This is a genomic window from Streptomyces sp. NPDC053427 (assembly GCF_044544985.1).
Taxonomy (GTDB): domain Bacteria; phylum Actinomycetota; class Actinomycetes; order Streptomycetales; family Streptomycetaceae; genus Streptomyces.
Genome location: NZ_JBITYA010000004.1, coordinates 155237 through 179368 on the forward strand (window position 1 = coordinate 155237; position 24132 = coordinate 179368).

Annotated in this window: 22 protein-coding genes; 7 read left to right on the forward strand and 15 right to left on the reverse strand. The window is 71.5% G+C overall.

Annotation, left to right across the window (positions count from 1 at the left end):
• Positions 1-106: 106 nt before the first annotated feature.
• From ACIGWZ_RS12405 to ACIGWZ_RS12445, 9 genes are all read right to left on the reverse strand, one after another.
• The gene (locus ACIGWZ_RS12405) at positions 107-541 is read right to left on the reverse strand and encodes a hypothetical protein (protein WP_400063550.1); all 435 of its coding nucleotides are present in this window, start codon (positions 539-541) and stop codon (positions 107-109) included.
• Between the two features lie 3 nt (positions 542-544).
• The gene (locus ACIGWZ_RS12410; protein WP_400063552.1) at positions 545-1444 is read right to left on the reverse strand and encodes a DUF5936 domain-containing protein; all 900 of its coding nucleotides are present in this window, start codon (positions 1442-1444) and stop codon (positions 545-547) included.
• 21 nt (positions 1445-1465) lie between these two features.
• Positions 1466-2413 (reverse strand): type II secretion system F family protein, encoded by a 948-nt coding sequence (locus ACIGWZ_RS12415; RefSeq protein ID WP_400063554.1) that lies wholly within the window; start codon positions 2411-2413, stop codon positions 1466-1468.
• The gene (locus tag ACIGWZ_RS12420) at positions 2410-3750 is read right to left on the reverse strand and encodes a CpaF family protein (protein ID WP_400063556.1); all 1341 of its coding nucleotides are present in this window, start codon (positions 3748-3750) and stop codon (positions 2410-2412) included. The genes ACIGWZ_RS12415 and ACIGWZ_RS12420 overlap by 4 nt, the downstream gene beginning before the upstream one ends.
• Entirely contained in the window at positions 3747-4187 is a 441-nt protein-coding gene (locus ACIGWZ_RS12425; RefSeq protein ID WP_400063557.1) for a TadE/TadG family type IV pilus assembly protein, read from the reverse strand. The genes ACIGWZ_RS12420 and ACIGWZ_RS12425 overlap by 4 nt, the downstream gene beginning before the upstream one ends.
• Positions 4184-4567, reverse strand: coding sequence for a TadE/TadG family type IV pilus assembly protein (locus tag ACIGWZ_RS12430; RefSeq protein ID WP_400063559.1), 384 nt, complete (start codon positions 4565-4567; stop codon positions 4184-4186). Before ACIGWZ_RS12430 ends, ACIGWZ_RS12425 begins: the two co-directional genes overlap by 4 nt.
• Positions 4568-4570: 3 nt before the next feature.
• Positions 4571-6010 carry a CpaE family protein gene (locus ACIGWZ_RS12435; protein ID WP_400063561.1) on the reverse strand — a complete coding sequence of 480 codons (1440 nt, stop codon included), beginning with the start codon at positions 6008-6010 and terminating at the stop codon, positions 4571-4573.
• 13 nt (positions 6011-6023) lie between these two features.
• On the reverse strand, positions 6024-6746 hold the full coding sequence (gene cpaB / locus ACIGWZ_RS12440) for a Flp pilus assembly protein CpaB (protein WP_400063563.1): 723 nt from the start codon (positions 6744-6746) through the stop codon (positions 6024-6026).
• Positions 6747-6818: 72 nt separating this feature from the next.
• A complete protein-coding gene (locus ACIGWZ_RS12445) occupies positions 6819-8063 on the reverse strand; it encodes a hypothetical protein (RefSeq protein WP_400063565.1) in 1245 nt (414 codons plus the stop codon).
• Between the two features lie 322 nt (positions 8064-8385).
• Between ACIGWZ_RS12445 and ACIGWZ_RS12450 the strand changes: the two genes are divergently transcribed.
• Positions 8386-9390: a chitinase gene (locus ACIGWZ_RS12450; protein WP_400063566.1), complete on the forward strand. Its 1005-nt coding sequence runs from the start codon at positions 8386-8388 to the stop codon at positions 9388-9390.
• Positions 9391-9481: 91 nt separating this feature from the next.
• On the opposite strand, the gene ACIGWZ_RS12455 is transcribed toward ACIGWZ_RS12450, so the two are convergent.
• Positions 9482-10354: a serine protease gene (locus tag ACIGWZ_RS12455; protein WP_400063567.1), complete on the reverse strand. Its 873-nt coding sequence runs from the start codon at positions 10352-10354 to the stop codon at positions 9482-9484.
• Positions 10355-10601: 247 nt separating this feature from the next.
• Here ACIGWZ_RS12455 and ACIGWZ_RS12460 point away from each other — a divergent pair, with 247 nt between their 5' ends.
• Positions 10602-11945 (forward strand): M14 family metallopeptidase, encoded by a 1344-nt coding sequence (locus ACIGWZ_RS12460; RefSeq protein ID WP_400063569.1) that lies wholly within the window; start codon positions 10602-10604, stop codon positions 11943-11945.
• 62 nt (positions 11946-12007) lie between these two features.
• On the opposite strand, the gene ACIGWZ_RS12465 is transcribed toward ACIGWZ_RS12460, so the two are convergent.
• The 4 genes from ACIGWZ_RS12465 to ACIGWZ_RS12480 form a co-directional block, all read right to left on the reverse strand.
• The gene (locus tag ACIGWZ_RS12465; RefSeq protein ID WP_400063571.1) at positions 12008-13483 is read right to left on the reverse strand and encodes a GntP family permease; all 1476 of its coding nucleotides are present in this window, start codon (positions 13481-13483) and stop codon (positions 12008-12010) included.
• A 131-nt stretch (positions 13484-13614) separates the two neighbouring features.
• Entirely contained in the window at positions 13615-14025 is a 411-nt protein-coding gene (locus ACIGWZ_RS12470) for a RidA family protein (protein ID WP_400063573.1), read from the reverse strand.
• Positions 14026-14036: 11 nt separating this feature from the next.
• On the reverse strand, positions 14037-14786 hold the full coding sequence (locus ACIGWZ_RS12475; protein WP_400063575.1) for an IclR family transcriptional regulator: 750 nt from the start codon (positions 14784-14786) through the stop codon (positions 14037-14039).
• A complete protein-coding gene (locus ACIGWZ_RS12480; RefSeq protein ID WP_400063577.1) occupies positions 14783-15922 on the reverse strand; it encodes a sugar kinase in 1140 nt (379 codons plus the stop codon). The genes ACIGWZ_RS12475 and ACIGWZ_RS12480 overlap by 4 nt, the downstream gene beginning before the upstream one ends.
• Before the next feature lie 202 nt (positions 15923-16124).
• Between ACIGWZ_RS12480 and ACIGWZ_RS12485 the strand changes: the two genes are divergently transcribed.
• The 4 genes from ACIGWZ_RS12485 (at position 16125) to ACIGWZ_RS12500 (ending at position 21123) form a co-directional block, all read left to right on the forward strand.
• Positions 16125-17414 (forward strand): amino acid deaminase, encoded by a 1290-nt coding sequence (locus ACIGWZ_RS12485; RefSeq protein ID WP_400063579.1) that lies wholly within the window; start codon positions 16125-16127, stop codon positions 17412-17414.
• A gap of 108 nt (positions 17415-17522) precedes the next feature.
• The gene (locus ACIGWZ_RS12490) at positions 17523-19160 is read left to right on the forward strand and encodes an amidohydrolase family protein (RefSeq protein WP_400063581.1); all 1638 of its coding nucleotides are present in this window, start codon (positions 17523-17525) and stop codon (positions 19158-19160) included.
• 196 nt (positions 19161-19356) lie between these two features.
• Positions 19357-20568 carry a pyridoxal phosphate-dependent aminotransferase gene (locus ACIGWZ_RS12495; protein WP_400063583.1) on the forward strand — a complete coding sequence of 404 codons (1212 nt, stop codon included), beginning with the start codon at positions 19357-19359 and terminating at the stop codon, positions 20566-20568.
• Positions 20569-20688: 120 nt separating this feature from the next.
• Positions 20689-21123 (forward strand): hypothetical protein, encoded by a 435-nt coding sequence (locus ACIGWZ_RS12500; protein WP_400063585.1) that lies wholly within the window; start codon positions 20689-20691, stop codon positions 21121-21123.
• Positions 21124-21184: 61 nt separating this feature from the next.
• On the opposite strand, the gene ACIGWZ_RS12505 is transcribed toward ACIGWZ_RS12500, so the two are convergent.
• A complete protein-coding gene (locus ACIGWZ_RS12505) occupies positions 21185-23008 on the reverse strand; it encodes a phosphoenolpyruvate carboxykinase (GTP) (protein ID WP_400063586.1) in 1824 nt (607 codons plus the stop codon).
• 241 nt (positions 23009-23249) lie between these two features.
• On the opposite strand from ACIGWZ_RS12505, the gene ACIGWZ_RS12510 reads away from it, so the two are divergent.
• On the forward strand, positions 23250-23966 hold the full coding sequence (locus tag ACIGWZ_RS12510; protein ID WP_400063587.1) for a hemolysin III family protein: 717 nt from the start codon (positions 23250-23252) through the stop codon (positions 23964-23966).
• Positions 23967-24132: the final 166 nt, after the last annotated feature.

Below are 24132 nucleotides of genomic sequence, written 5' to 3' on the forward strand. Positions count from 1 at the left end.
CCGGTCCGCTCGTACCGGGGTGCGAGGGGGCCGCCTGGGGCAACCACTGTGGCATAAATCGTTGCTCCTGCGAAGGCGTTGACGGAAAGCGGGAGCCGTAGCGTCATCATCCGGCCGCGTACGGTGCCGCCCGGGCGAGGGGCCCCGACAGGCCCGAGCAGTCGTGGCCGCCGGACGGGTCGGGGGCGTACAGCGACCACACCGCGACCGCCTCGAAGAGCAGTGGCAGCAAGCCCAGGAGCAGGAACGCAAGGGCCACGGCGGAGGCTGCCGCCGACGCCGCGGGCCGGCCGTGGCGGGCGGCCCGGACGCGCAGTGCGACGTACCGGACGGGGGCCGCGAGGCCGCAGGCGAGGGAGGCCCAGGCGGTGATGTGCATCCGCAAGGACGGGCCGAAATAGTGGCAGTCGTGGAAGGTGTCGTGGGCGAAGGCGGTGGTGAGGAGGGCGAAGAGGCCGGCGCCGAGGAGGACGAGGGCGGGGACGCCGAGGCCGGTGCAGCGGCGCCGGGCGAGAGAGGGTGCGGGCGGGGACGGTGGCACGGTTCAGTCGCCCATGAAGGAGCCGAAGTTGGTGCCCGATCCCAGGAAGAAGCCGGCGACCAGCAGGATCATCGTGGCGGGGACCATGAAGGTGGTGATCACCATGGTGGCCTTGGGGACCGCGCGGGTGGCGCGGCGGCGGGCGTTCTGGGCGTCGGTGCGGCGCATGTCGTTGGCGATCTGGATGAGGGTGTCGACGATGGGCGAGCCCAGCTCCTCGCCCTGCTGAAGGGCGGTGACGAACTGGGCGACCTGCTCGGAGTCGTTGCGTTTGCGCAGTTCGTCGAAGGCCACGCGGCGGCTGACGCCCATGTCCATCTGGCGGAGCGTGATGCGCAGTTCATCGGCCCAGGGGCCTTCGTACTTCTCCGCGACCCGGTCCAGTGCCTGACGGAAGCCGAGCCCCGCGCTGACGACGACGGCGAGGACGTCCAGGAAGTCCGGAAGGGTGCGCTCGATGGTGTCCTTGCGCTGGCGGATCGCGGCCCAGATGCCGACCTCGTTCCAGAAGAGGGCGAAGAGGACCATGAGGACGCCGAGGACGGGCTGGGCGCGGAGGAACATCACCGCGGCGGCGAGGAGGCCGAGGGCGCCGTAGACGGCGCGGCGGGCGGCGTAGCGGTCGACGGTGAGGCCGCCCGGGTTGCCGGCCTGGTCGATGCGGCGGCGGACCTTCGCGACGCGCGCGCCGCCCATCAGGCGCAGGACGAGGGGCGCGTAGCGCATGCCCATGCGGTCCACGGCCGAGCCGACGACCGTCGTACGGGTCGAGCCGACCTCCAGGGACAGCGCGAGGTCGGGCGGCAGTCTGGCCTCGCGACGGTAGAGCGCGATGCCGCAGCAGATGCCGACGACCGCGAGGGCGAAGGCGAGGGCCAGCAGGATTCCGATGCCCGTTCCCATAGGTGTACCCGAGACCCGTTTCTAGACGTCGATTTTGGCGAAGCGGCGGATGAAGAAGAAGCCGAGGGCGTAGAGGACGAAAGCGACGACGACCGCCAGCTGGCCGAGGAAGGTGGAGGTCATGCGGTCTATGGCGCCCGGGGCGATGCGGTTCATCAGCAGGAGGGTGCCGATGCCCAGGAGCGGTACGACGTAGGCGGTGACGACCACTTGGGAGAGCTGGGTGCGGACCTCGCGGCGCGTCTCCTTGCGCTCCTCCAGGGTCTTGGTGAGGTTGCGGAGGGATCCGACGACGGTGCCGCCGGCGCGGTTGGCGAGGACCAGGGTGGTGACCAGGACGACGAGTTCGCGGGAGGGGAGGCGTTCGGTGAGCTCGCCGAGGGCCTCTTCGATGGAGTGGCCGACGGCGAGCTTGTCGGAGACCTTGGCCAGCTCCTCGCCCGCGGGGGCCTCCAGTTCTTCGGCGGCCATGCCCAGTGCCGTGCGCAGGGCGAGGCCTGCCTGGGTGGCGTTGGCGAGGATGCGGGAGAGTTCGGGGAGCTGGTTGATGAACTTCTCGATGCGCTTCTGCCGTTGCCAGTTGAGGAAGGCGGCGGCGGCCCAGACGGCGACCAGCGCGGCGATCGGGCCGAAGAAGGGGGCGAGGGTGGCCTGCGCGATCAGCCAGAGCGCGATGACCGCGGCGAGGAGGTAGACGGAGAACTCGCCGGGGGTCAGGTCCAGGCCGGTGGCGGCCAGCCGCAGTTCGAGGCCGCGGCCGATGCGGGTGGCGCGCAGGGTGCGGTCGACGGACGGGAAGCGGCGGCGGCGCCGGCCCGCGGGCAGCCCGCCCTCGTCGGCGAGGCGGTCGACGATGGCCTGGCGCTGGGCGCGCCCGCCGGCGTAGACGCGGACGCCGATGACCGCCAGCACTCCGCACAGCACGGTGGCCCCGAGGGTGAGCAGGGGCAGGGCGTTGCCGCCGGTCATGAGGTGGCCTTCCGGGTGGCGAGCTGGTCGTCGGTGGCCGCCACGCCGAAGGCGGGCAGAGTGGGTTCGCCGGCCATGTAGAGGCGTTCGGCGACGCGGCGGGGCAGCGGGAAGTAGCGGAAGCGGCCGTGTACGACGCGGTCGGCGCCCATCGGCTCGGCGTCGAAGCGGCAGACGGTCGCGATCCGGTAGTCCTCGTGGCCGCGCGAGTCGAGGATGGCGATCTCGCTGATCCGGCGGGAGCCGTCGGCGTGCCGGGTGAGCTGGACGATGCAGTCGACGGCGCTGTTGATCTGGTCCCGCAGGGCCTCGAAGGGGATCTTGACGTCGGACATGGAGGCCAGGGTCTGGAGCCGCATCAGGGCGTCCTCGGCGCTGTTGGCGTGGACGGTGGCGAGCGAGCCGTCGTGGCCGGTGGACATCGCCTGGAGCATGTCGAGGGTCTCGCCGCCGCGGACCTCGCCGACGATGATGCGGTCGGGGCGCATGCGCAGGGAGTTGCGTACGAGGTCGCGGATGGTGATGCGGCCCTTGCCCTCGACGTTCGGGGGGCGGGATTCCAGGCGGATGACGTGGGACTGCTGGAGCTGGAGTTCGGCGGCGTCCTCGACGGTGATGATGCGTTCGCCGTCGGGGATCAGGCCGGAGAGCGCGTTGAGGAGGGTGGTCTTGCCCGCACCCGTGGCGCCGGAGACCACCACGTTGAACTTGGCGCGCACCAGCCCCGCCAGCAGCATCAGCATCTGCTCGTCGAGGGTGCCGATGCCGATGAGTTCGGCGAGGGTGTAGGCGCGCGGGAAGCGGCGGATGGTGAGGGTGGCGCCGTTGAGGGCGAGCGGCGGGATGATGACGTTGACGCGCTCGCCGGACGGCAGGCGGGCGTCGACCATCGGATTCGACTCGTCCACGCGGCGGTTGACGGTGGAGACGATCCGCTCGATGGTCTGCATCAGCTGTTCGTGCGAGGCGAAGCGGACGGGCAGCAGCTCGACCCGGCCCGACCGCTCGACGTACACCTGGTCCGGGCCGTTGACCATGATCTCGGTGATGGAGGCGTCCTCGAGGAGCGGCTCCAGGACGCCCAGGCCGAGCGCCTCGTCGACCACCCGGCGGATGAGCTGGGAGCGCTCGGCGGTGGACAGCACCGGGCCCTCGCGGCTGATGATGTGGCCCAGGACGCGTTCCAGGCGGGAGCGGCGCTCGGCGGCGCTCAGCGAGGACATCTCGGCGAGGTCGATCTCTTCGAGCAGCTTGGCGCGGTAGACGGCGACCAGATGGCTGTCGTGGCCTGCCTCGGCGGGCGGCTCGGGGGCGACGATCCGGGCTTTCAGGCTCATCGCGGGACGGCTCCTTCGTGCGTGCCCGCCGCGGCGTCCGGGGTGTCGTGGGCGGGGGTGGGCATGGTGGCGCTGCGGCGGGCGGAGCCGAAGTCGACGCCGGGGATGATGGACGGGATGTGCACGGTCGCGGTGGCGCGCACCGCGCTCGGGCCGCCGTCCACCGAGATCGTGGCGCCCTTGCCGATCCAGCCGCTCATCGCGGCCCGGCCCGCGGCGCCCGGGTCGGCCTCGCGGTCGGCTTCGTCCAGGGACGCCGTACGGGCCGCGGCGCGGGCGCCGGTGCCGGCCTGCTGGACGGCGTACGCGCCCAGGCCCAGCTGGACCACGGCCAGCGCGACGGCCAGCAGCACGGGCAGAAAGCCGAGGAATTCGATGGACACCTGGCCGCGGTCGCGGCCGCGCGGCCGGGCGGGGGTACGGAGTGCGGCCGTCATCCTCGGGCCTCCTTCACGGCGCCGGCCGAACCGGTCACCGTCCAGGGGAAGGCGGCCGCGCCGGGGAACAGCACCGGGACCTCGAGCCGGACCGTCGCCTTCCACAGTCCGCCCCCGGGGTGGCACTCGGTCGTCGCGCCGCCGCGCCAGGAGGCGGGCAGATCGCGTTCGGCGGCGGCCCGGCAGGCGCCCGTGCCGCCGTTCTCGAGGGCGGCGGCGGCCCGCGCGCCCCGGTCGGCGGAGTTGGCGGCCAGCGAGAAGGTGTAGCCGATCAGCACGAACTGCCACAGCAGGACGAGGACCAGCCCGATCAGCGGGAGCAGGCCGAGGAATTCGACGGAGACCTGGCCACGGTCGCTGCCGCCCAGCGGGCGCCGCACGGCTCAGCCCTCCTCGTAGGGACCGGCCGGGTCGAACGGCCCCGCCCCGCCGGCCGCCGTCGTGGAGCCGTGCCGCGCCCCGAACCGTGCCCCGGCTGCGAACCCCGATGCGGGACCCGGACCCGTCCCCGGTCCGGGAGCCGCCCCCGTGGTGAGCGCCTTGCGTTTGCGCCCCGTCAGCGCCGTACGCCCCCGCTGGCCGCCCCGGCCCTGGTGGCGGGCGGCCGGCGATTCGACCAGGCCCAGCTCGGCGGCCAGCGCCCACAGCGCCTGCTTGATGGTCGAGCGGGCGTCCAGGTCCTGCATCCGGCCCGCGTCGACGCAGGGCTGGAGCTCCTTGAAGGCGGCCGGGACGGCCGTCCGGGCCATCTGGGTGCCGGTGGCCTTGGCGACCAGCGGCGGCTGGATCTCGGTGCTGCGGGTGAGGCGGTTGACCAGCGTGGTGGTGTCCGCCGCCTTGCGGATCTGGAGGCGGTCCCACAGCCGCACCTGCCGTTTGGCGGCCCGTACGGCGACCACGTCCGGGGTGGTCACCAGCAGCGCCACATCGGCGAGTTCGACGGCCGCGGCGTTCGCGGACTGCATCTGCGAGCCGCAGTCGACGACCACCACCTCGTAGCGGGAGCGCAGCGCGGCGACGATCTGCCGGGCGGCCCGGTCGTCGACCTCCTCGCCGCGCTCGCCCTCCTCCGGGGCCAGCAGCAGGCCCAGCCCGGTGTGGTGGTCGTGCACCGCGTCCTGGAGGACCCGTACGGAGATGTCCTCGATCCCGGCGAGGTCGACGAGGGAGCGGCGGAACTGGACGTCCAGGTAGGAGGCGACGTCGCCGGACTGGAGGTCCATGTCCACCAGGGCGACGCTGCGGCCCGCGGCGCGCGCGGCCAGCGCCAGTTGAACAGCCGTGACGGTCGTGCCGACGCCGCCCTTGGCGCCGGTCACCGTCACCAGCGTCCCGGCCGGCCCGGGGGCCGCATCCGGGCTTCCCCCCAGGTGGACCCGTACGCCCGCCGACCACTGGGCCGCGGCCTGCACCCGGGCCGCCAGCTCCTCGTAGCCGAGCGGCAGTCCGACGATTCCGCGGGCGCCGGCATCCATCGCCGCGGAGAACAGGGCAGGGCCCGCGTCCGTCGTGATCAGGACGACGCCGACGGCCGGGAAGCGCAGCGCCACCTCGCGGATCAGCTCCAGCGCCGGGGCCGGGCCGATCCGCTCGTGGACGAGGACGACCTCGGGCAGCCCCTCGACGGCGGGCGCCGGTCCCCGGCCGCCGGTGGGGCCGGCGGGCCGGCCGCCGCCTCCGGAGGCGGCGGTCAGGGCGTCGAGCAGCGCGCCGGAGTCGGCGACCACCGGCGCGGGTTCGGCGTCCGGCAGCTGGCTGAGCAGCGAGGACACGATGCGGGCGGCGTCCGGGTCGCCGACTGCGGGGAGGATGCGGATGGTCACCTGTGCCTCCGGGTCACTTGTCGCCGTCGAGGGTGTAGGTGCGCTCGCGGGGCGGGACGGTCGCGTCGCTGCCGGGGGCGAGCAGGGCGAGCCGTACGTGGGAGGCGAAGGATTCGGCGTACGCCACCCGCTGGGCGTCCTGGGTGTTCAGCGCGAAGGTGATCGGGACGGCCTCGCCGGCCTGGCGCGTCGTGCTCCCCGTGGTGTCGCCCGGGTCCTTGGGCTCCAGGGGCGTGAGCTTGCCGACGTCGATGACCTGGGCGCCGGAGACGATGACCTTGGAGACCGGTTCGTCCTCGGGACGCTTGCCCTCGAAGGTGGCGTAGATGTTCACCCGGGAACCGGGGTTGATCTTTCCGGCGACACCGGTGGCGGCGTCGATCATGATGGCGATCTCCTGCTGCCCGGCCTTCAGCGCCGGCCGGTCGACGACCATGTCGTCCTGGAGCAGCGACCCCTTCTTCAGCGGGGTCACCGCGATCTTGCCGCTGACCCGGTCGAGGTCGGTCACGGCGGTGGGCGGCAGCCACCGCCGAGGCATCTTCACCTTTTCGAACTGCCCCGGATCCAGCGGTTTATAGGCGGCGACGTCCGCCTTGAGGCGGTACGCCGTCCGCTCCGGCCCGACCTTGGACTCGACGTTCTTGATCACCGACAGGACGCCGATGAATGCGCCGACCGCGCAGAGGGCCGACACGAGCAGCAGGAGCACTCCGCGGCGCTGGCGAGAGTTCATGGGGGCGGGACCTCGATCGGGGGACGGGGAAGACGGTCGGTCGGCGGGGGCGGGGCATCGGCCGCGGTCGGATCAGCGCACGTGGGCCACCGTCCGGGCGGTGCCGGGGAAGTCGGGATGGCCGGGGAGGTCCCAGCCGCAGGGGGCGCCGGGGGCCGGGCCGTTCGGCGCGCCGGGCCCGCGGACGTCCAACTGGCCGGGGGTGGTGCCCCGTACGCCGGGGACACCGGACGGGGCCACCGGGGAGAGGCCGCGTCGGCTCAGCGGGGACGGGGGCGGCGGGGGGGCCGCCGGAGGAGGGGCGGGGGCGGCGGGCGGGACGGCGGGGGCGGCGGGGGCGTGCGCGGGGGCCGGGGCGTGCGCCGGGACGGCGGGGGCCGCAGGGGGCGCGGCCGGGCGCGGCGCCTCGGCGGAGGCGTCCGTCGTGCCGCGTCCGGCGCCCTGCGGCCCCGGTATCGCCGCGGGTTCCCGGCCCGCGCCGCCGGCGGCCCGGTCGCGCGCCACCGGTGTCGCGCAGAACGCGCAGCGGTCGCCGATGAGTTCCAGCGCGCACCAGCGGCACTCCTCGCGCCGTACGGACGACACCAGTTGGTGGAGCACCGAGGGGTCCGCGATGGACGCCGCGAACTCGATCAGCTTCTGGGTGCCCCACCACCGGGCGGACTCGGCCGGCAGCCGCTCCTCGTACGCGCCCTGCACCTGCCAGGCCGGGGCGAGCGACCGGGTGACCCACTCGCCGGTGAGCTGTCCGCGCGCGACCGCGAGCTGAGTGGCGAACCCGGGCGCCGGCAGTCCGGCCTCGGTGCTGTGGCGGTCCAGGTGCTGCAGCCGCGGCTCCGGGTTGGCCAGCACCGCGAAATGCGCGCCGGGCAGCCAGGACTTCATATGGGAGCGCAGATCCACCTCGACCCGGTCCAGGCCGCTGACGCTGCCCAGCAGGGCGCCGGCATGGACGTAGTGGGCCAGCAGCCGCGCCGCGCAGGCCAGCACGCCCGGACTGAAGTCGTATCGCGACAGCTGTCGCAACTGACGGGCGAGCACCGCCACCCCCAGCGGCGGCAGGGACAGCGGCAGGATGGCGATCCGGTCGCTCTCGAGGACGGCGCGCAGGGTGTGCAGCCGGCGGATGTGTTCGGGCGGACAGGCGGAGGAGTAGAGCACGACGAGATGGCCGTGGTGCTCCAGTACGGCGGCGGCCTCCGTCAGGGCGTCGTCCAGCGGCTGGAGGTGCGGGGCCTTGAGGACGACCGCGGCGGGGGTCTGCGGGTCGGCGGGCAGCGCGAGGTCAGGGCTGGTGACTGCAATCGCGGTCGGCACGTCGCTCCCCCACTCCTAGCGGCCGCCGGGGGTCCGGGACCGCGGATCGGCACAGCTCTGCGCCATCGGCGCCATACGCTCAGCACTTTATCCACGAGATACGCCCCAGAGAACACGTTCTGGGCTACTCGTCGCGACGGCGGTCCCGTAGGGAAACGGCACATACCGTCCGGACGGCCGAGGGGGGAACTTCCGCTTCCGTGCGAACCCTTGAAAACCTCTTGACAGGTTCAATGGTCTGGACCACGTTGTACGGCAAGCCCAGGGGCCCCTGAGCGCGTTCCGGCACCACCCCCTCAACTCCCCCCACACGGAGGCAGTCGTGGTTCGCGCACCTTCAGGAACACCGAGGAGAACACTGGCGAGAAGGCTGCTGGCGGGGCTGGCCGCGGCCGTCCTGATATCGGCGGGCACCGCCGCGGCCGCCCCCGCCGCGGACGCCGGCGCCGTACCCCGGCACGCCGTCACCGGTTACTGGCAGAACTTCAACAACGGCGCCACCGTCCAGAAACTGAAGGACGTCGACGACGCCTACGACATCATCGCCGTCTCCTTCGCCGACGCGACCGGGCAGCCCGGCGCCGTCACCTTCAACCTCGACCCGGCCGTCGGCTACGGCTCCGTCGACGACTTCAAGGCCGACATCAAGGCCAAGCAGGCGGCCGGCACGTCGGTCGTCCTCTCCGTCGGCGGCGAAAAAGGCTCGGTCTCCGTCAACGACGACGCCTCCGCCAAGAACTTCGCCGACTCCGTCAACAAGCTGATGGACGAGTACGGCTTCGACGGCGTCGACATCGACCTCGAAAACGGCCTCAATTCGACGTACATGACCCAGGCGCTCAAGGCCGTGCACGCCGCGCACGGCGACGTCGTGGTGACCATGGCCCCGCAGACCATCGATATGCAGTCAACGGGGAACGAGTACTTCAAGACGGCCCTCGGCATCAAGGACTTCCTGACCGTCGTCAACATGCAGTACTACAACAGCGGTTCGATGAACGGCTGCGACGGCAAGGTCTATGCCCAGGGCTCGGTGGACTTCCTGACCTCGCTCGCCTGCATCCAGCTGGAGGGCGGCCTCGACCCGTCCCAGGTCGGCATCGGCGTACCGGCCTCCGCCGGCGCGGCCGGCAGCGGATATGTGTCCCCGGACGTCGTCAACGCCGCCCTGGACTGCCTCACCCGGGGCAGCAACTGCGGCTCCTTCAAGCCGTCGAAGACCTATCCGGGCCTGCGCGGCGCGATGACCTGGTCGACGAACTGGGACGCCGCGAACGGCAACGCCTTCGCGACCCAGGTGGGCGGGCACGTCCACGGGCTTCCGTAACCGGCCCGGTTCGCCGGCCTCCGGGCGCCACCCCCCACAGCCAGGTCCCGTGCACCGCATGCACGGGACCTGGCGTCCTGCTGGTGCTACCTCACCTGCGCGCGCCCGACGGCTTGGGCAGCTCGCATCCCGCCGCACTCAGGTCCAGCTTGTTGCCGGCCCCGAAGCACTTCGGTATCCCGTACGTCTCCTGCGCGTAGTTGATGCCCTTGTGCACCGTGACATTGCCGTTCTCGTCGACCTCGCACGGGTTGTTGACGGTGCACTTCTCGCCGTCCTCGTTACCCGTGTTGTTGATCGCCGCGACCTTGCCGCTGGTGGTGTCGATCACCGGCGACCCGGACGTCCCGCCGATGGTCTTGCACTCCGGCGTGTAGCGGACCGAGTCCTTCCAGGTCCAGTCGCCCTCCTTGAGCTGGGGCACGAACCCGTCGACGCTGCAGGAGTAGATCTTCTTCCAGTACCCGGAGACCACGCTGATCCCCGCGCCCTTGGCCGGGTGCTCGGTGGCCAGCTCCAGCGGCTTGATGCCGTACTTCTGCTCGATCTCGGCGTACGTCGAGCCCGTCTCGTAGAGCGACACGTCCGTGTCGGTCATCGTCGCGTACGCCACCTTGGTGGCCTTGATCGTGCCCAGATCACCGGCCGACTTGTCGAGCAGGGTGAAGCTGCGGCTGGACGGCTGGTCGACGATGACCTCGCCCGCGCCCGGCATTCCGCCCTCCAGGCAGTGTCCGTTGGACATCACCAGGGCCGGGTCGTTCTCCTGCGAGGTCGGCATCTTGACGACCGAACCGGAGCAGTTGCTCAGCGCGACCGTGCCGGCGAAGTCGACGGCGTGGGTCCTCGGCTTGGGCTTGTGATGCGTTCCGCCGGTGGCGGCACCGGCGCTGCCGGCACTCCCGACCAGGGCTGCGGCGCCCAGAACGGCCGTGGCCAGGGCGCCGACGAGAGGTCGATTCATGTGGGGGTCCTCTCAGCTTTCGGTACCGAAGGCCCGTCACGTCGCCGTCGCGGCCCTTCGGTTTTGTCGTGCGCATTGTTGGCCGCGGAACGCTTCCAGGCAATGAAATTCCGTAAACCGATGGCAAGTTGCCGGATTCGACGCCTTCGCACCGCCTCTCACATCCGGCCGTCCTACGCCTTGACCCGCCCATGCCAACCCTCAAAACTGACGGCGTCGCTTCGCCTCACACCCCACAGGAGACCGCATGCGACTTCGACGCATACGCGGCGGACGGACCACCGTCCTCGCCGCCGTCCTCTCCCTCGCGCTCGCCGCACCGATCGCCGCGCAGGCCCAGGACGCCCCGACCACCGCCCCCACGGCCCGCACCGCCCGGGACGCCGAACGCCCCCACCAGTACGAGGTGACGGGCCCCGCCACCCCCGCCGAGCGCACCGCCCTGACCGCGACCGGCGCCTCCGTCGACGAGGTCCACGCCCGCGCCGTCGTCATCACCGCGGACCGCGCCCAGGCCGCCCTCGTACGCCGCCTCGGCTACTCCCTGCGGAAGCTGCCCGACCCGCCGGCTCCCCCCACCGCCGCCGGCCGGATCAAGGACTTCCCCACCGGCTACACGAACTACCACAACTACGCCGAGGCCACGAAGGAGATCGACGCCCTCGTCGCCAAGTACCCGGCCATCCTCAGCAAGCAGGTCATCGGCACGTCCCACGAGGGCCGCGACATCCTCGCCCTCAAACTCAGCAAGAACGTCACCAAGGACGAGAACGAGCCAGAGGTCCTCTTCACCGCCCACCAGCACGCCCGGGAACACCTCACCGTCGAGATGGCCCTCTACCTCCTCAACGAATTCACCGGGAAGTACGGCTCGGACGACCGCATCACCAAGATGCTCGACTCCCGCGAGATCTGGATCGTCCCCGATCTCAACCCGGACGGCGGCGAATACGACATCGCCACCGGCGAGTTCCAAAGCTGGCGCAAGAACCGCCAGCCCAACGCCGGGAGCGACGAGGTCGGCACCGACCTCAACCGCAACTGGGACTTCAAATGGGGCTGCTGCAACGGCTCCTCCGACGACCCGGCCGACGAGACCTACCGCGGCCCCTCGGCCGCCTCCGCCCCCGAGGTCCAGGTCGTCTCGAAATTCGTCCACAGCCGCATCGTCGGCGGCAAGCAGCAGATCAAGGCCGCCATCGACTTCCACACCTACAGCGAACTCGTGCTGTGGCCCTTCGGCTTCACCAACGACGAGACCGGCCCCGGCATGACCCAGGACGACCACGACACCTTCGCCGCCATCGGAAAGAAGATGGCCGCCAGCAACGGCTACACGCCCGAGCAGTCCAGCGAGCTCTACATCACCGACGGGGCGATCGACGACTGGCTGTGGGGCGACCAGAAGGTCTTCGCCTACACCTTCGAGATGTATCCCTCATCGGGCGGCGGCGGCTTCTACCCGAAGGACTCGGTGATCCCGAAGGAGACCGCCCGTAACAAGGACGCCGTGCTCCAGCTGCTGGAGACGGCGGACTGCCCGTATCGCGCGATCGGCAAGGAAGACCAGTACTGCAAGGCCAAGGGCTGACCCTCCGGCCGCACCCGAGGGCGCCCCGCAGCGGCGGGGCGCCCTCCGTGGCGGGACACCACCTAGACCAGCAGGCTCACCAGCGCCGCCACCGCGAACCCGGCGACCGAGAGCACCGATTCCAGCACGGTCCAGGACTTCAGGGTGTCCGTCTCGGAGATCCCGAAGTAGCGGCTGACCATCCAGAAGCCCCCGTCGTTCACGTGCGAGGCGAAGATCGACCCCGCCGAGATCGCCATGATGATCAGCGCCAGCGCGGCCTGGGACAGCCCCTGTCCCTCCACCAGCGGCAGCACGATGCCGGCCGTCGTCACTATGGCGACGGTCGCCGAGCCCTGGGCCACCCGCAGCACCAGCGACAGCAGATAGGCCAGGACGATGACCGGCAGGCCGACGTTGTGGAAGGTCTCGGACAGCGCCGTCGCGACGCCGCTGCCCTTGAGGACGGCGCCGAAGATGCCACCGGCGCCGACCACCAGCAGAATATTGCCCACCGGCTTCAACGACGCCGTGGAGACAGCCTCCAGGGACGTGCGGGACCAGCCGCGGCGGATGCCCAGCAGGTAGTACGAGAGCAGCAGGGCGATCGTCAGGGCGACGAAGGGGTGGCCGAAGAACTCGATGACCGAGCGGCCCGTGGAAGGGGCCAGGGCGAGGGAGGAGAAGGTCGCCAGGAGGATGAGGACGAGGGGGGTGCCGATGATGACGAGGACGGTGGCGACGGGGACCGGCTTCTCGTGGGGCGTGGCACCGGCGGCCCGTTCGGCGGCGACGGCGGCCTTGGCCTCCTCGGCGGCCTCGACCATGTCCTGCGGTACGGGGACGAAGAGGCGCTTGCCGATCCAGGCGGCGTAGCCCCAGGCGGCCAGCACGGCGGGGACACCGCAGATGATGCCCATGAGGATGACCCAGCCGAGGTCCACCTTGAACAGGCCGGCGGCGGCGACCGGACCGGGGTGCGGCGGCAGGAAGGCATGGGTCATGGACAGACCGGCCAGCAGCGGCATGCAGTACAGGAGGATCGACTTGCCGCTGCGCTTGGCGGCCGCGTAGACGATCGGGGCCAGGACGAAGATGCCGACGTCGAAGAAGACGGGGATACCGAAGATCAGGCCCGTCATCCCCATGGCCAGCGGGGCGCGCTTCTCGCCGAAGAGGCGGAGCAGGCGGACGCTCAACACCTCGGCACCGCCGGAGACTTCGAGAATCGCGCCGAGCATGGTGCCCAGGCCGATGATGATGGCGACATGCCCGAGGATGCCGCCCATGCCGGTCTCGAGCATCGAGACGGCGTCGGACTTCTGGACCGTGCCGAAGAGTTCGGTGACGGAGAGGCCGGCGGCCAGGCCGACGACGATGGAGACCGACAGCAGCGCGACGAAGGGCTGCAGGCGGACCTTGATGATCAGGACGAGGAGCAGGGCGATGCCGAGGGCGGCGACCGTCAGCAGGCCCGCGGTACCCGGTATGACGGCGAGCAGGCCGCCCGTGTGGGGTGGTGGCGACGGCGGGGCGGCGGGCGTGGCGGCGAGGAACATGGGCGGGCTCCGATGTCAGGCAGCAGGATGCTTCCAGGTAGGGCGGACCGCGGCACGGCGACCCGTCGGTACGGGGCGCCGCGCCGTGCGGCTGGTGGTGGTGCGGGGGTTCTAAGGGCACAGGCGGTGGTTCAGCTCAGGACCGCGAGGGCGTCGATCTCGATGAGCAGGCCCTTGGGGAGACCGACGTAGACGGTCGTGCGGGCGGCGGGGGCCTCCTTGAGGCCCTGCTCCTCGAAGTAGGCGTTGTAGATCGCGTTCATCTCGGCGAAGTGGTCCACGTCGGTGAGGTAGACGCGGATCATCATCGCGTCGTCCCAGGTGGCGCCGCCCTCTTCGAGGATGGCCCGGACGTTGGCCAGGGTCTGCAGGGTCTGCTCGCGCAGGGTGGGGCCGGCGGGCGTGGGGGCCTGGCCCTCGACGGCGGGCAGGAAGCCGACCTGGCCGGCGACCTGGAGGATGTTGCCCTTCTTGACGCCATGGGAGAACTTCGCGGGCGGGGTGGTGTGGGTGGCCGGGGTGAGGGCGGTCTTCTCGCTCATGCTCATGCTTCCTAGGAGGGAGGTGTGCCGGAGTACTCCCGGCTGATGGCGTCGGCCGTGCGGCGCACCAGCGGGAGCAGCTTGAGGAGTTCCTCTGCGCTGACGACGACGTTCGGCGCGGAGACCGACATGGCGGCGACCAGGCGTCCGTCCGCGCCGCGGATGGGGGCGCCGATGCAGTTGATGGACTCCTCGTGGCCACCGAGGTCGGTGGCCCATCCCTGTTCGCGGACCTTGGCCAGTTCGGCGAGGAAGGCCGTGGCATCGGGGGTCGAACGGGACGTGTAGGGGGGGTAGTCGAGCCTTTCCGCGAGGGCGCGGCGCTCGGGTTCGGGCAGGTCGGCGAGGAGCAGCTTGGCGACCGCGGCGACGGTGATCGCGACGGGCTTGCCGATCCGGGAGTACATCCGGACGGGGTAGCGGCTCTCGACCTTGTCGATGTAGAGGACCTCGTTCTCCTCGTGGACCGCGAGGTGGACGGTGTGTCCGCATTTCGCGTTGAGTTCGACGAGGTGGGGGTGGGCGATATCGCGTACGTCGAGGTTCTCGACGGCCTGCTGGGCGAGCGCGAAGAGGCGGGCGCCGAGGCGGTAGCGCTGGTCGGGCTGGCGGTGGACGAGGCCGTGTTCGTGGAGGGTGCGCAGCAGCCGCAGGGCGGTGGACTTGTGGACGCCGAGGCGGTCGGCGACCTGTCCCAGGTCGGCGGGGCCCTCCGCGAGCAGCGGCAGGATGCTCAGTGCTCGGTCGACGGTCTGGCTCATGCGCGTGCCTCGCTTCGCTGTGCCGTGCCTTCTTGTCCCTCGCTGCGCTCGTTCACTGCGTACGTACCCTCCTGGTCCACGGCCGCCGTCGCTGTCGTCCAGCCGGGGCCGAGGTGCAGTGTCCCCCAGGCCGTGTCGTCGAGTCCGGCGAGGCGGTCGGCGAGGGCGCGCCCGGGGGGCGCGGCGAGGTCGCCGGGGACGGTGAGGGCGGCGGCGGCCCACAGGTGACCGTGGCGGAGGCGGGTGCGGACGGGCAGGCCGCGGAGGGTGGCGGAGAGGAAGCCGGCGGCGAAGGCGTCGCCCGCACCGACGGCGGCGACGACCTCGACGCGCGGGGCGGGTTCGGCGTGCCGGGTGCCGTGCCGGTCGTAGGCGACGGCGCCCGCGGCCCCGCGCTTGACGATCAGCAGGGCGGGCTCGGGGAGCGCCGCGCGGACGGCGTCCGGGCCGCCGGTGATGCCCCAGGCGTCCCGTGCCTCGTCCTCGCCGACGAAGACGAGGTCGGCGCCGCGGGCGAAGTCGAGCAGTACTTCGGGGCCGACGTCGGCGGCGTCGCGCCACAGGCCGGGCCGGTGGTTGACGTCGAAGGAGACGAGCGGGCGGCCGGCGGTGCGCCGGACGGTCAGTTCGCGCGTCAGGGCGAGGCAGTCACCGGAGAGCGCCGCCGTGATGCCCGACAGATGCAGTACCCGGCCCGAGCGGACGGCGTCCAGGTCCATGTTCGCGACGGCCATCGCGGAGGCGGCGGAGCCGGCCCGGTAGTAGGCGACCTCGTGGGCGTCGGTGGCGCGGTCGCCCGCCGTGCGGAAGTAGATGCCGGTGGGCCGGGCGGGGTCGCGTCGTACGGCGCCGGTGTCGACCCCGTACGCGGCGATGGCGGCCACGAGGTGATCGCCGAATCCGTCGGCGCCCACCCGGCCGACCCATTTCGCGCGGTGTCCGGCGGCGGCCAGCCCGCACGCCACGTTGGACTCCGCGCCGCCGATGGCGCGCTCGAAGGCGGGGACATCGGCGAGCCGTCCCGCTGTGGTGGGCAGGAAGGTGACCATGGACTCGCCGAGGCAGACGACATCGACGTCCGGGACGGGGGCGCCGTCCGGGGCGGTGGTGGCGCCGGCGTTCGAGGGCCTGGTCACGATCGGCTGTGCTCCTTCGCGGGGGTGGCTGCGCGGCCCGGTGTTCCGGCGGTTTCCCGCCGGGGTCCGCGCCGTGTTCCGGACCGTGTTTCTCGCCATTGACCGGGTGATGGCCCGGATGTTAGACAGCTGCAAGCGATATACGCAATGACTGTTGCAAAGAGTGCAACGCTTAATGCCACACGATCTTCGAGGAGGCCCCATGGCCGTCGAGCGGCTCGCGCAGGGACTCAAGGGACTCGCCGACGAACGCATCGATCACCGCTTCAAGGCGCTCCCCCCGGACGCCGAGGGCCGCACCGTCGGGGAGCTGGCCGCCGAACGCCGCAACCTCTTCACCGACGGCTTCACCACCCCCGTGCTCGCCCTGTCCGCCGAATCGGTCGAGCACAACCTCGCCCTGATGGAGACCTACGCCACCCGGCACGGCCTGGCCTTCGCCCCGCACGGCAAGACCTCCATGGCCCCGCAGCTCTTCGCCCGCCAGCTCGAGCACGGCGCCTGGGGCATCACCGCCGCCGTCCCCCACCAGGCCCGCGTCTACCGCAGTTACGGCATCCAGCGGATCTTCCTCGCCAACGAGGTCGTGGACGCGCCCGCGCTGCGCTGGCTCGCCGCCGAGCTGGCCGCCGACCCCGACTTCCGCTTCCTCTGCTACGTCGACTCGCTGCGCGGCATCGAGCTGATGGACATCGCGCTGCGCGAGGCCGGGGCGACCCGCCCGGTGGACGTCGTCATCGAGCTGGGCGCCGGCGAGGGCGCCCGTACCGGCGTCCGCACCGAGGCCGAATGCCTGGAACTCGCCGATGCCATCGCGGGCGTGGACACCCTCCGCCTGGTCGGCGTCGCCGGTTACGAGGGCGAGGTGCCGGACGCCGACTCCGCGCGGGTGACCGCCTGGCTGCGCCGGCTGGTCGCGCTGGCCGTGGAGTTCGACAAGGCGGGCCGGTTCGCCGACCTCGACCAGATCGTGGTCAGCGCGGGCGGCAGCGCCTGGTTCGACGCGGTCGCCGAGGTCTTCGCGGAGATCCCCGCGCTGTCCGCCCCGGTCCTCAAACTGCTCCGCTCGGGCGCCTATGTCTCGCACGACGACGCGCACTACCGCCGCCTCACCCCCTTCAACCGCATCCCGCAGGAGGGCGCCCTCCAGCCCGCCTTCCGCCTCTGGGCACAGGTCGTCTCCCGCCCCACCCCGCAGCAGGCGTTCCTCAACGCGGGCAAGCGGGACGCGGCGTACGACCTCGATCTGCCGCAGGCCCAGGTCGTACGGTCCGGCCGGGACGGCACCGAGCGCCGCGCCGACGGCGTCACCGTCACCGGCCTGTCCGACCAGCACGCCTGGGTGGCGACCGAGCACGCCGGCGACCTGGAGGTCGGCGACTGGGTCGGCCTGGGCCTGTCCCACCCGTGTACGTCCTTCGACAAATGGCAGCTGATCCCGCTGGTCGAGGCGGACGGCACGGTCACGGACTTCATCCGCACCTTCTTCTGACCCGGCCGGGCCGCACGGACCCGCGGCCCCCCGACCCCGACGGCGCGCGCCGGTCCCCCGCGGCGTGCGCCGTCGGCCCCGGCACACCGCACGAAAGGCAGCCCAGCCATGGACACCGTCCTCCGCGACGTGCGCGTCCTCGACGGTTCCGGCGGCCCGGCCTACCGCGCCGACGTCGCCCTGGACGGCGGCCGGATCGCCGCGATCCACCGCGAGACGGACGGCGGGCCGCGCCCGGACGCCGCCCGCGTCGTGGCGGCCGACGGGCTCGCCCTCAGCCCCGGCTTCATCGACATGCACGCCCACAGCGACCTCGCGCTGCTCCGCGACCCCGCGCACGAGGCCAAGGCCGCCCAGGGCGTCACGCTCGAAGTCCTCGGCCAGGACGGCCTGTCGTACGCGCCGGTCGACGACCGCACCCTCGCCGAGGTCCGCGCCCAGATCACCGGCTGGAACGGCGGGGCGCCCGGAAGCGCGGACATCGACTTCAGCTGGCGCACCGTCGGCGACTATCTCGACCGCCTCGACCACGGCTTCGACGGCCGGGGCATCGCCGTCAACGCCGCCTACCTGATCCCGCAGGGCACCGTCCGGATGCTCGCCCTCGGCTGGGAGGACCGCGCGGCCGGCCCCGCCGAGCTCGCCCGGATGAAGCAGCTGGTCGCCGAGGGCCTGGAACAGGGCGCCGTCGGCCTCTCCTCCGGCCTGACCTACACCCCCGGCATGTACGCCTCGGACGCCGAACTGACCGAACTGTGCCGGGTGGTGGCCCGCTACGACGGCTACTACTGCCCGCACCACCGCTCGTACGGGGCGGGCGCCCTCCAGGCGTACGAGGAGATGGTCGCCCTCACCCGCGAGGCCGGCTGCGCGCTGCATCTGGCGCACGCCACCATGAACTTCGGCGTCAACAAGGGGCGCGCCCCCGAGCTGCTGGCCCTCCTGGACCGGGCCCTCGACGCGGGCGCCGACATCTCCCTCGACACCTACCCCTACACCCCCGGCTGCACCACCCTCGTGGCGATGCTGCCGAGCTGGGCGAGCGAGGGCGGCCCGGAAGCGATCCTGGCCCGGCTGCGGGACGACGCGACGGCCGAGCGCATCCGGCAGGTCATGGAGGTCGAGGGCGCCGACGGCTGCCACGGCGTGCCGATCGAGTGGGACACCATCGAGATCTCCGGCGTCTCGGACCCGGGCCTGGCGGGCTGCGTCGGCAAGACCCTCGCCCGCAGCGCCGCCGAACGCGGCGAGGAACCCTGGGTCACCGCCCGCCGCCTCCTGATCGACGACCGCCTCGGCCCGACGATCCTCCAGCACGTCGGCCACGAGGACAACGTCCGCCGGATCATGCGCCACCGCGTCCACACCGGCGGCAGCGACGGCATCCTCCAGGGCGCCAAGCCGCATCCGCGCGCGTACGGCACCTTCCCCCAGTACCTCGGCACGTACGTCCGCGACCTGGGCGTCCTCTCCCTGGAGGAGTGCATCGCCCATCTGACCTCCCGCCCCGCCGCCCGCCTCCGGCTGCCCGACCGCGGCCTGGTCCGCGAGGGCTACCGCGCCGACCTGGTCCTCTTCGACCCGGACACGGTCGCGGCCGGCTCCACGTACGAGGCCCCGCGCACGCTGCCGACGGGCATCCCCCACGTCCTGATCGACGGCCGGTTCGTGATCGAGGACGGACGCCGGACGGATGTGCTGGCGGGCCGGGCGGTGCGGCGGACACCCGGGCGCGTCCGGAGGTGAACCCGGCGCGGGGAACGCGGCGCGCCGTCCGCCGCGCGGCGGCTCCCGCCACCCCGCCGCCCGACGAAATCGGTACCCGCGCCCGGCGGCCGGCCCGCCCGTCGCTCACCCCAGGTGAGCAACCCCACACCATGCGCTCACCGAGGTGGGGAAAAACACCCGGCGATCGCCGATACACGGCCGTAAAGTGGCGGACATGCAGGTGATCCAGTCAACCAAGCTCTCAGGCGTCTGCTACGAAATCCGTGGCCCGGTGCTCGAGGAGGCCATGCGGCTGGAGGCGGCGGGGCACCGCATCCTCAAGCTCAACACGGGCAACCCGGCGGCGTTCGGCTTCGAGTGCCCGCCCGAGATCCTGGAGGACATCCTCCGCTCGGTCGGCACGGCGCACGGCTACGGCGACGCCAAGGGCCTGCTCTCCGCCCGCCGCGCGGTGATGCAGCACTACCAGACCAAGGGCGTCGAGCTGTCGGTCGACGACATCTATCTGGGCAACGGCGTCTCCGAGCTGATCCAGATGTCGATGCAGGCGCTGCTGGACGACGGCGACGAGGTGCTCGTACCGGCTCCGGACTATCCCCTCTGGACGGCGTCGGTCTCGCTCTCCGGCGGCACCGCCGTGCACTACCGCTGCGACGAGCAGGCGGACTGGATGCCGGACCTGGCCGATATCGAGCGCAAGGTCAGCGACCGCACCAAGGCCATCGTCGTCATCAACCCCAACAACCCCACGGGCGCGGTGTACGACGACGAGCTGCTGCGCGGCATAGCGGAGATCGCCCGCCGCCACAATCTGATCGTCTGCGCCGACGAGATCTACGACAAGATCCTCTACGACGACGCCACCCACACCCCGTTCGCCTCGCTCGCGCCGGACCTGCTGACCCTGACCTTCAACGGCCTGTCCAAGTCCTACCGCGTGGCGGGCTACCGCAGCGGCTGGATGGCGGTCTGCGGCCCCAAGGAGCACGCCTCCTCGTACATAGAGGGCCTGACGATCCTGGCCAACATGCGGCTGTGCGCCAATATGCCGGCCCAGCACGCGGTCGCCACCGCCCTCGGCGGCCGCCAGTCGATCAACGATCTGGTGCTGCCCGGCGGCCGGCTGCGCGAGCAGCGCGACACGGCCTACGAGCTGCTCACCCAGATCCCGGGCGTCAGCTGCGTCAAGCCGAAGGGCGCGCTGTACGCCTTCCCGCGGCTGGATCCGAAGGTCTACAAGGTCAAGGACGACCGGAAGATGGTGCTGGACCTGCTGCGCGCCGAGAAGATCATGATCGTGCACGGCACGGGCTTCAACTGGCCGGAGCCGGACCACTTCCGGCTGGTCACGCTGCCCAGCGCGGACGATCTGACGGACGCCGTCACCCGGATCGGAACCTTCCTGGACGGTTACGGGCAGTACTGAACCGACGCGACTTCTGTACGACTCACAACTTTAGACAAGGTCTAAGCTAGGATGGCCTCCTAGGAGTATTTCGGCTGCCCATGTGCGGCTGCTCGTCCCAGGTGCTTGCAGGAGGCCCCCATGTACGAACCGATCCGCACCAAGTCGGTCCACACCATGGCCGCCGCCGCGGACTATCCGCACCGCTCCCGCGAGGAGGAGCTGGAGATCCGGCTCGCCGGACAGCTCACGGCGCTGCTCACCGTCACCGATGAGCTGCACGCCCTGGCGGTGGGGGCCGGCGACGCCGCGGAGAGTGCCGCGCTGGCGGCCGCCGCCGACCGGATCGCCGAGCAGGTGGCGCGGCTGAGCGGCGGCCGCCGTCCGCTGCGCGCCGAGCCCAGCGACGACGGCGAGCCCTCCCGTGTCCCGGTCCTGCACCGGCGCGCCCACACCCTCGCCGGGAACGCCCTGGCGGTGGCCACCTCCCGCGACGACGCCACGGCGATGACGCTGGCGGCGGAGCGGATGGCGGCGCACGATGCGGCCGAGGTACGGGACCTGGCCACGGCCTGACGTCGAACGTCCGGGGTCCCGCACCAAGTGCGGGACCCCGGACGGGCGTTCAAATAGACGGTTAGCCGAGGCGCTGCACCAGCGCCCGGTACTCGTCCCACAGCTCCTTCGGCGTGTGGTCACCGAAGGTGTTGAGGTGCTCGGGGATCAGCGCCGCCTCCTCGCGCCACACGCCCTTGTCGACGGTGAGCAGGAAGTCGAGGTCGGCGTCGGCGAGCTCCAGGCCCTCGGTGTCCAGGGCGTTCTTGGTGGGCAGCACGCCGATGGGGGTCTCGACGCCCTCGGCCTTGCCCTCCAGGCGCTCGACGATCCACTTGAGCACCCGGCTGTTCTCGCCGAAGCCCGGCCACACGAAGCGGCCCTTGTCGTCCTTGCGGAACCAGTTGACGTAGTAGATCTTCGGCAGCTTGGCCTGGTCCTTGTCGGCACCGACCTTGACCCAGTGGCCCATGTAGTCGCCCATGTTGTAGCCGCAGAACGGCAGCATGGCGAACGGGTCGCGGCGCAGCTCGCCGACCTTGCCCTCGGCCGCGGCGGTCTTCTCGGACGCCACGTTCGCGCCGAGGAAGACCCCGTGGTTCCAGTCGCGGGACTCCGTCACCAGCGGTACGGCGCTGGCGCGGCGGCCGCCGAAGAGGATCGCCGAGATCGGCACGCCCTTGGGGTCCTCCCACTCGGGCGCGATGGTCGGGCACTGGGCGGCCGGGACGGTGAAGCGGGCGTTGGGGTGGGCGGCCGGGACGCCGGACTCGGGGGTCCAGTCGTTGCCCTTCCAGTCCGTCAGGTGCGCCGGGGTCTCCTCGGTCATGCCCTCCCACCACACGTCGCCGTCGTCGGTGAGCGCGACGTTGGTGAAGACGGAGTTGCCCCACAGGGTCTTCATGGCGTTGGCGTTGGTGTGCTCGCCGGTGCCGGGCGCGACGCCGAAGAAGCCGGCCTCGGGGTTGATCGCGTAGAGGCGGCCGTCCTCGCCGAACCGCATCCAGGCGATGTCGTCGCCGATGGTCTCCACGGTCCAGCCCGGGATCGTCGGCTCCAGCATGGCCAGGTTGGTCTTGCCGCAGGCGCTCGGGAAGGCGGCGGCGACGTACTTGGCCTCGCCCTGCGGCGGGGTCAGCTTGAGGACGAGCATGTGCTCGGCGAGCCAGCCCTCGTCACGGGCCATGACGGAGGCGATGCGCAGCGCGTAGCACTTCTTGCCGAGCAGGGCGTTGCCGCCGTAGCCGGAGCCGAACGACCAGATCTCGCGGTCCTCGGGGAAGTGCGAGATGTACTTGGTGGAGTTGCACGGCCAGGGGACGTCCGCCTCGCCCTCGGCCAGCGGGGCGCCGAGGGTGTGCACGGCCTTGACGAAGAAGCCGTCCTCGCCGAGCTCGTCGAGGACCGGCTGCCCCATGCGCGTCATGGTGCGCATCGAGACCGCGACGTAGGCGGAGTCGGTGATCTCCACGCCGATCGCGGAGAGGGGGGAGCCGAGCGGGCCCATGCAGAACGGGACGACGTACATCGTCCGGCCCTTCATCGCGCCGCGGAAGATGCCCTTCTCACCCGCGAAGATCTCGCGCATCTCGCCGGGGGCCTTCCAGTGGTTCGTCGGCCCTGCGTCCTCCTCCTTCTCGGAGCAGATGAAGGTGCGGTCCTCGACCCGGGCCACGTCCGAGGGGTCGGAGGCGGCGTAGTAGGAGTTGGGCCGCTTGATCGGGTCGAGCTTCTTGAACGTGCCCTTGTCGACGAGCTCCTCGCACAGCCGCTCGTACTCCGCCTCCGAGCCGTCGCACCAGACGACCCGGTCGGGCTGGGTGATCGCTGCGATCTCGTCGACCCAGGAGATCAGGTCCTGGTGACGGGTGAGGACGGGGGTGGGAGCCGCGTTGTCGCGCGCCACGATCGCTCCTAGATGAGGGTGGGGACGAATTTCCGACGGGGTTGCCGGGAAAATCCGCTTCTCTGTTGTTTGTCTGCCCCTTGGGGGCCGCGACCCGGATGCTTCGTGACCGCTCATCCGGTGCCGACCGCACTCATTTGATCATCCGACCCCGATAGAGTTCTGTCCAGAGGGCACTTTCGTGACCGTCACCACTTCTCAACACAGGGGTAACCTACGGTTGCGTAGGTAGCATGCGGTCATGACATCCGCGCACGACGCAGCCGAGAGCCCCGCCTCCCCCGCGAACTCCGCGGCCGGCGCCGTCTCCGCGGCGGCCGCACCACTCAAGCCAAGACTCCGGGGCTGGCTGCACGCCGGAATGTTCCCCGCCGTTCTCCTGTCCGGCGTCCTGCTCACCGCGCTCGCCGACAGCCCCCGCGGCCGTCTGGCCTGCGCCATCTACACGCTCTCCGCCTGCCTGCTCTTCGGGATCAGCGCGCTGTACCACCGCGGCAACTGGAGCCCCCGGATGGACGGCATCCTGCGGCGGCTCGATCACGCCAACATCTTCCTGATCATCGCGGGCACGTACACACCACTGACGATGCTGCTCGTCCCGGGCACCCGCGGCCAGGTGCTCCTGTGGGCCGTCTGGGCGGCCGCCCTGGCCGGCATCGCCTTCCGCGTCTTCTGGGTCGGCGCGCCGCGCTGGCTCTACACCCCCTGCTACATCGCCATGGGCTGGGCCGCCGTCTTCTTCCTCCCCGACTTCCTGCGTACGGGCGGGATCGCGGTGCTGGTGCTGGTCATCGTCGGCGGCCTCCTCTACAGCGCGGGCGGCGTGATCTACGGGATCAAGCGCCCCAACCCCTCCCCGCGGTGGTTCGGCTTCCACGAGGTCTTCCACTCGCTGACGCTGGCGGCGTTCATCGTGCACTACGTCGGGATCTCGCTGGTGGCCTACAGCCACCCGTGAGCGGACCGCGAGCGCCCGCGAGGCGACGCCCGGCAGATGGCCGTGACCTTCGGGTCGCGGCCATTTCTCATGTCCGGGCCGCCGCGCCCGACCGCCGCACCGGAATTTATTGACAGTGATGACCTTTTGAGAGTTACTTTCATTTGAGTCTAACTCTCAACTTCAG

Excerpts from the sequence above, each read along its gene's own strand:
- ACIGWZ_RS12410 (WP_400063552.1), bottom strand. The coding sequence starts at position 1,444 with ATGGGAACGGGCATCGGAATCCTGCTGGCCCTCGCCTTCGCCCTCGCG.
- ACIGWZ_RS12415 (WP_400063554.1), bottom strand. The coding sequence starts at position 2,413 with ATGACCGGCGGCAACGCCCTGCCCCTGCTCACCCTCGGGGCCACCGTG.
- ACIGWZ_RS12420 (WP_400063556.1), bottom strand. The coding sequence starts at position 3,750 with ATGAGCCTGAAAGCCCGGATCGTCGCCCCCGAGCCGCCCGCCGAGGCA.
- ACIGWZ_RS12425 (WP_400063557.1), bottom strand. The coding sequence starts at position 4,187 with ATGACGGCCGCACTCCGTACCCCCGCCCGGCCGCGCGGCCGCGACCGC.
- cpaB (WP_400063563.1), bottom strand. The coding sequence starts at position 6,746 with ATGAACTCTCGCCAGCGCCGCGGAGTGCTCCTGCTGCTCGTGTCGGCC.
- ACIGWZ_RS12455 (WP_400063567.1), bottom strand. The coding sequence starts at position 10,354 with ATGAATCGACCTCTCGTCGGCGCCCTGGCCACGGCCGTTCTGGGCGCC.
- ACIGWZ_RS12460 (WP_400063569.1), top strand. The coding sequence starts at position 10,602 with ATGCGACTTCGACGCATACGCGGCGGACGGACCACCGTCCTCGCCGCC.
- ACIGWZ_RS12465 (WP_400063571.1), bottom strand. The coding sequence starts at position 13,483 with ATGTTCCTCGCCGCCACGCCCGCCGCCCCGCCGTCGCCACCACCCCAC.
- ACIGWZ_RS12470 (WP_400063573.1), bottom strand. The coding sequence starts at position 14,025 with ATGAGCGAGAAGACCGCCCTCACCCCGGCCACCCACACCACCCCGCCC.
- ACIGWZ_RS12475 (WP_400063575.1), bottom strand. The coding sequence starts at position 14,786 with ATGAGCCAGACCGTCGACCGAGCACTGAGCATCCTGCCGCTGCTCGCG.
- ACIGWZ_RS12485 (WP_400063579.1), top strand. The coding sequence starts at position 16,125 with ATGGCCGTCGAGCGGCTCGCGCAGGGACTCAAGGGACTCGCCGACGAA.
- ACIGWZ_RS12490 (WP_400063581.1), top strand. The coding sequence starts at position 17,523 with ATGGACACCGTCCTCCGCGACGTGCGCGTCCTCGACGGTTCCGGCGGC.
- ACIGWZ_RS12495 (WP_400063583.1), top strand. The coding sequence starts at position 19,357 with ATGCAGGTGATCCAGTCAACCAAGCTCTCAGGCGTCTGCTACGAAATC.
- ACIGWZ_RS12500 (WP_400063585.1), top strand. The coding sequence starts at position 20,689 with ATGTACGAACCGATCCGCACCAAGTCGGTCCACACCATGGCCGCCGCC.
- ACIGWZ_RS12510 (WP_400063587.1), top strand. The coding sequence starts at position 23,250 with ATGACATCCGCGCACGACGCAGCCGAGAGCCCCGCCTCCCCCGCGAAC.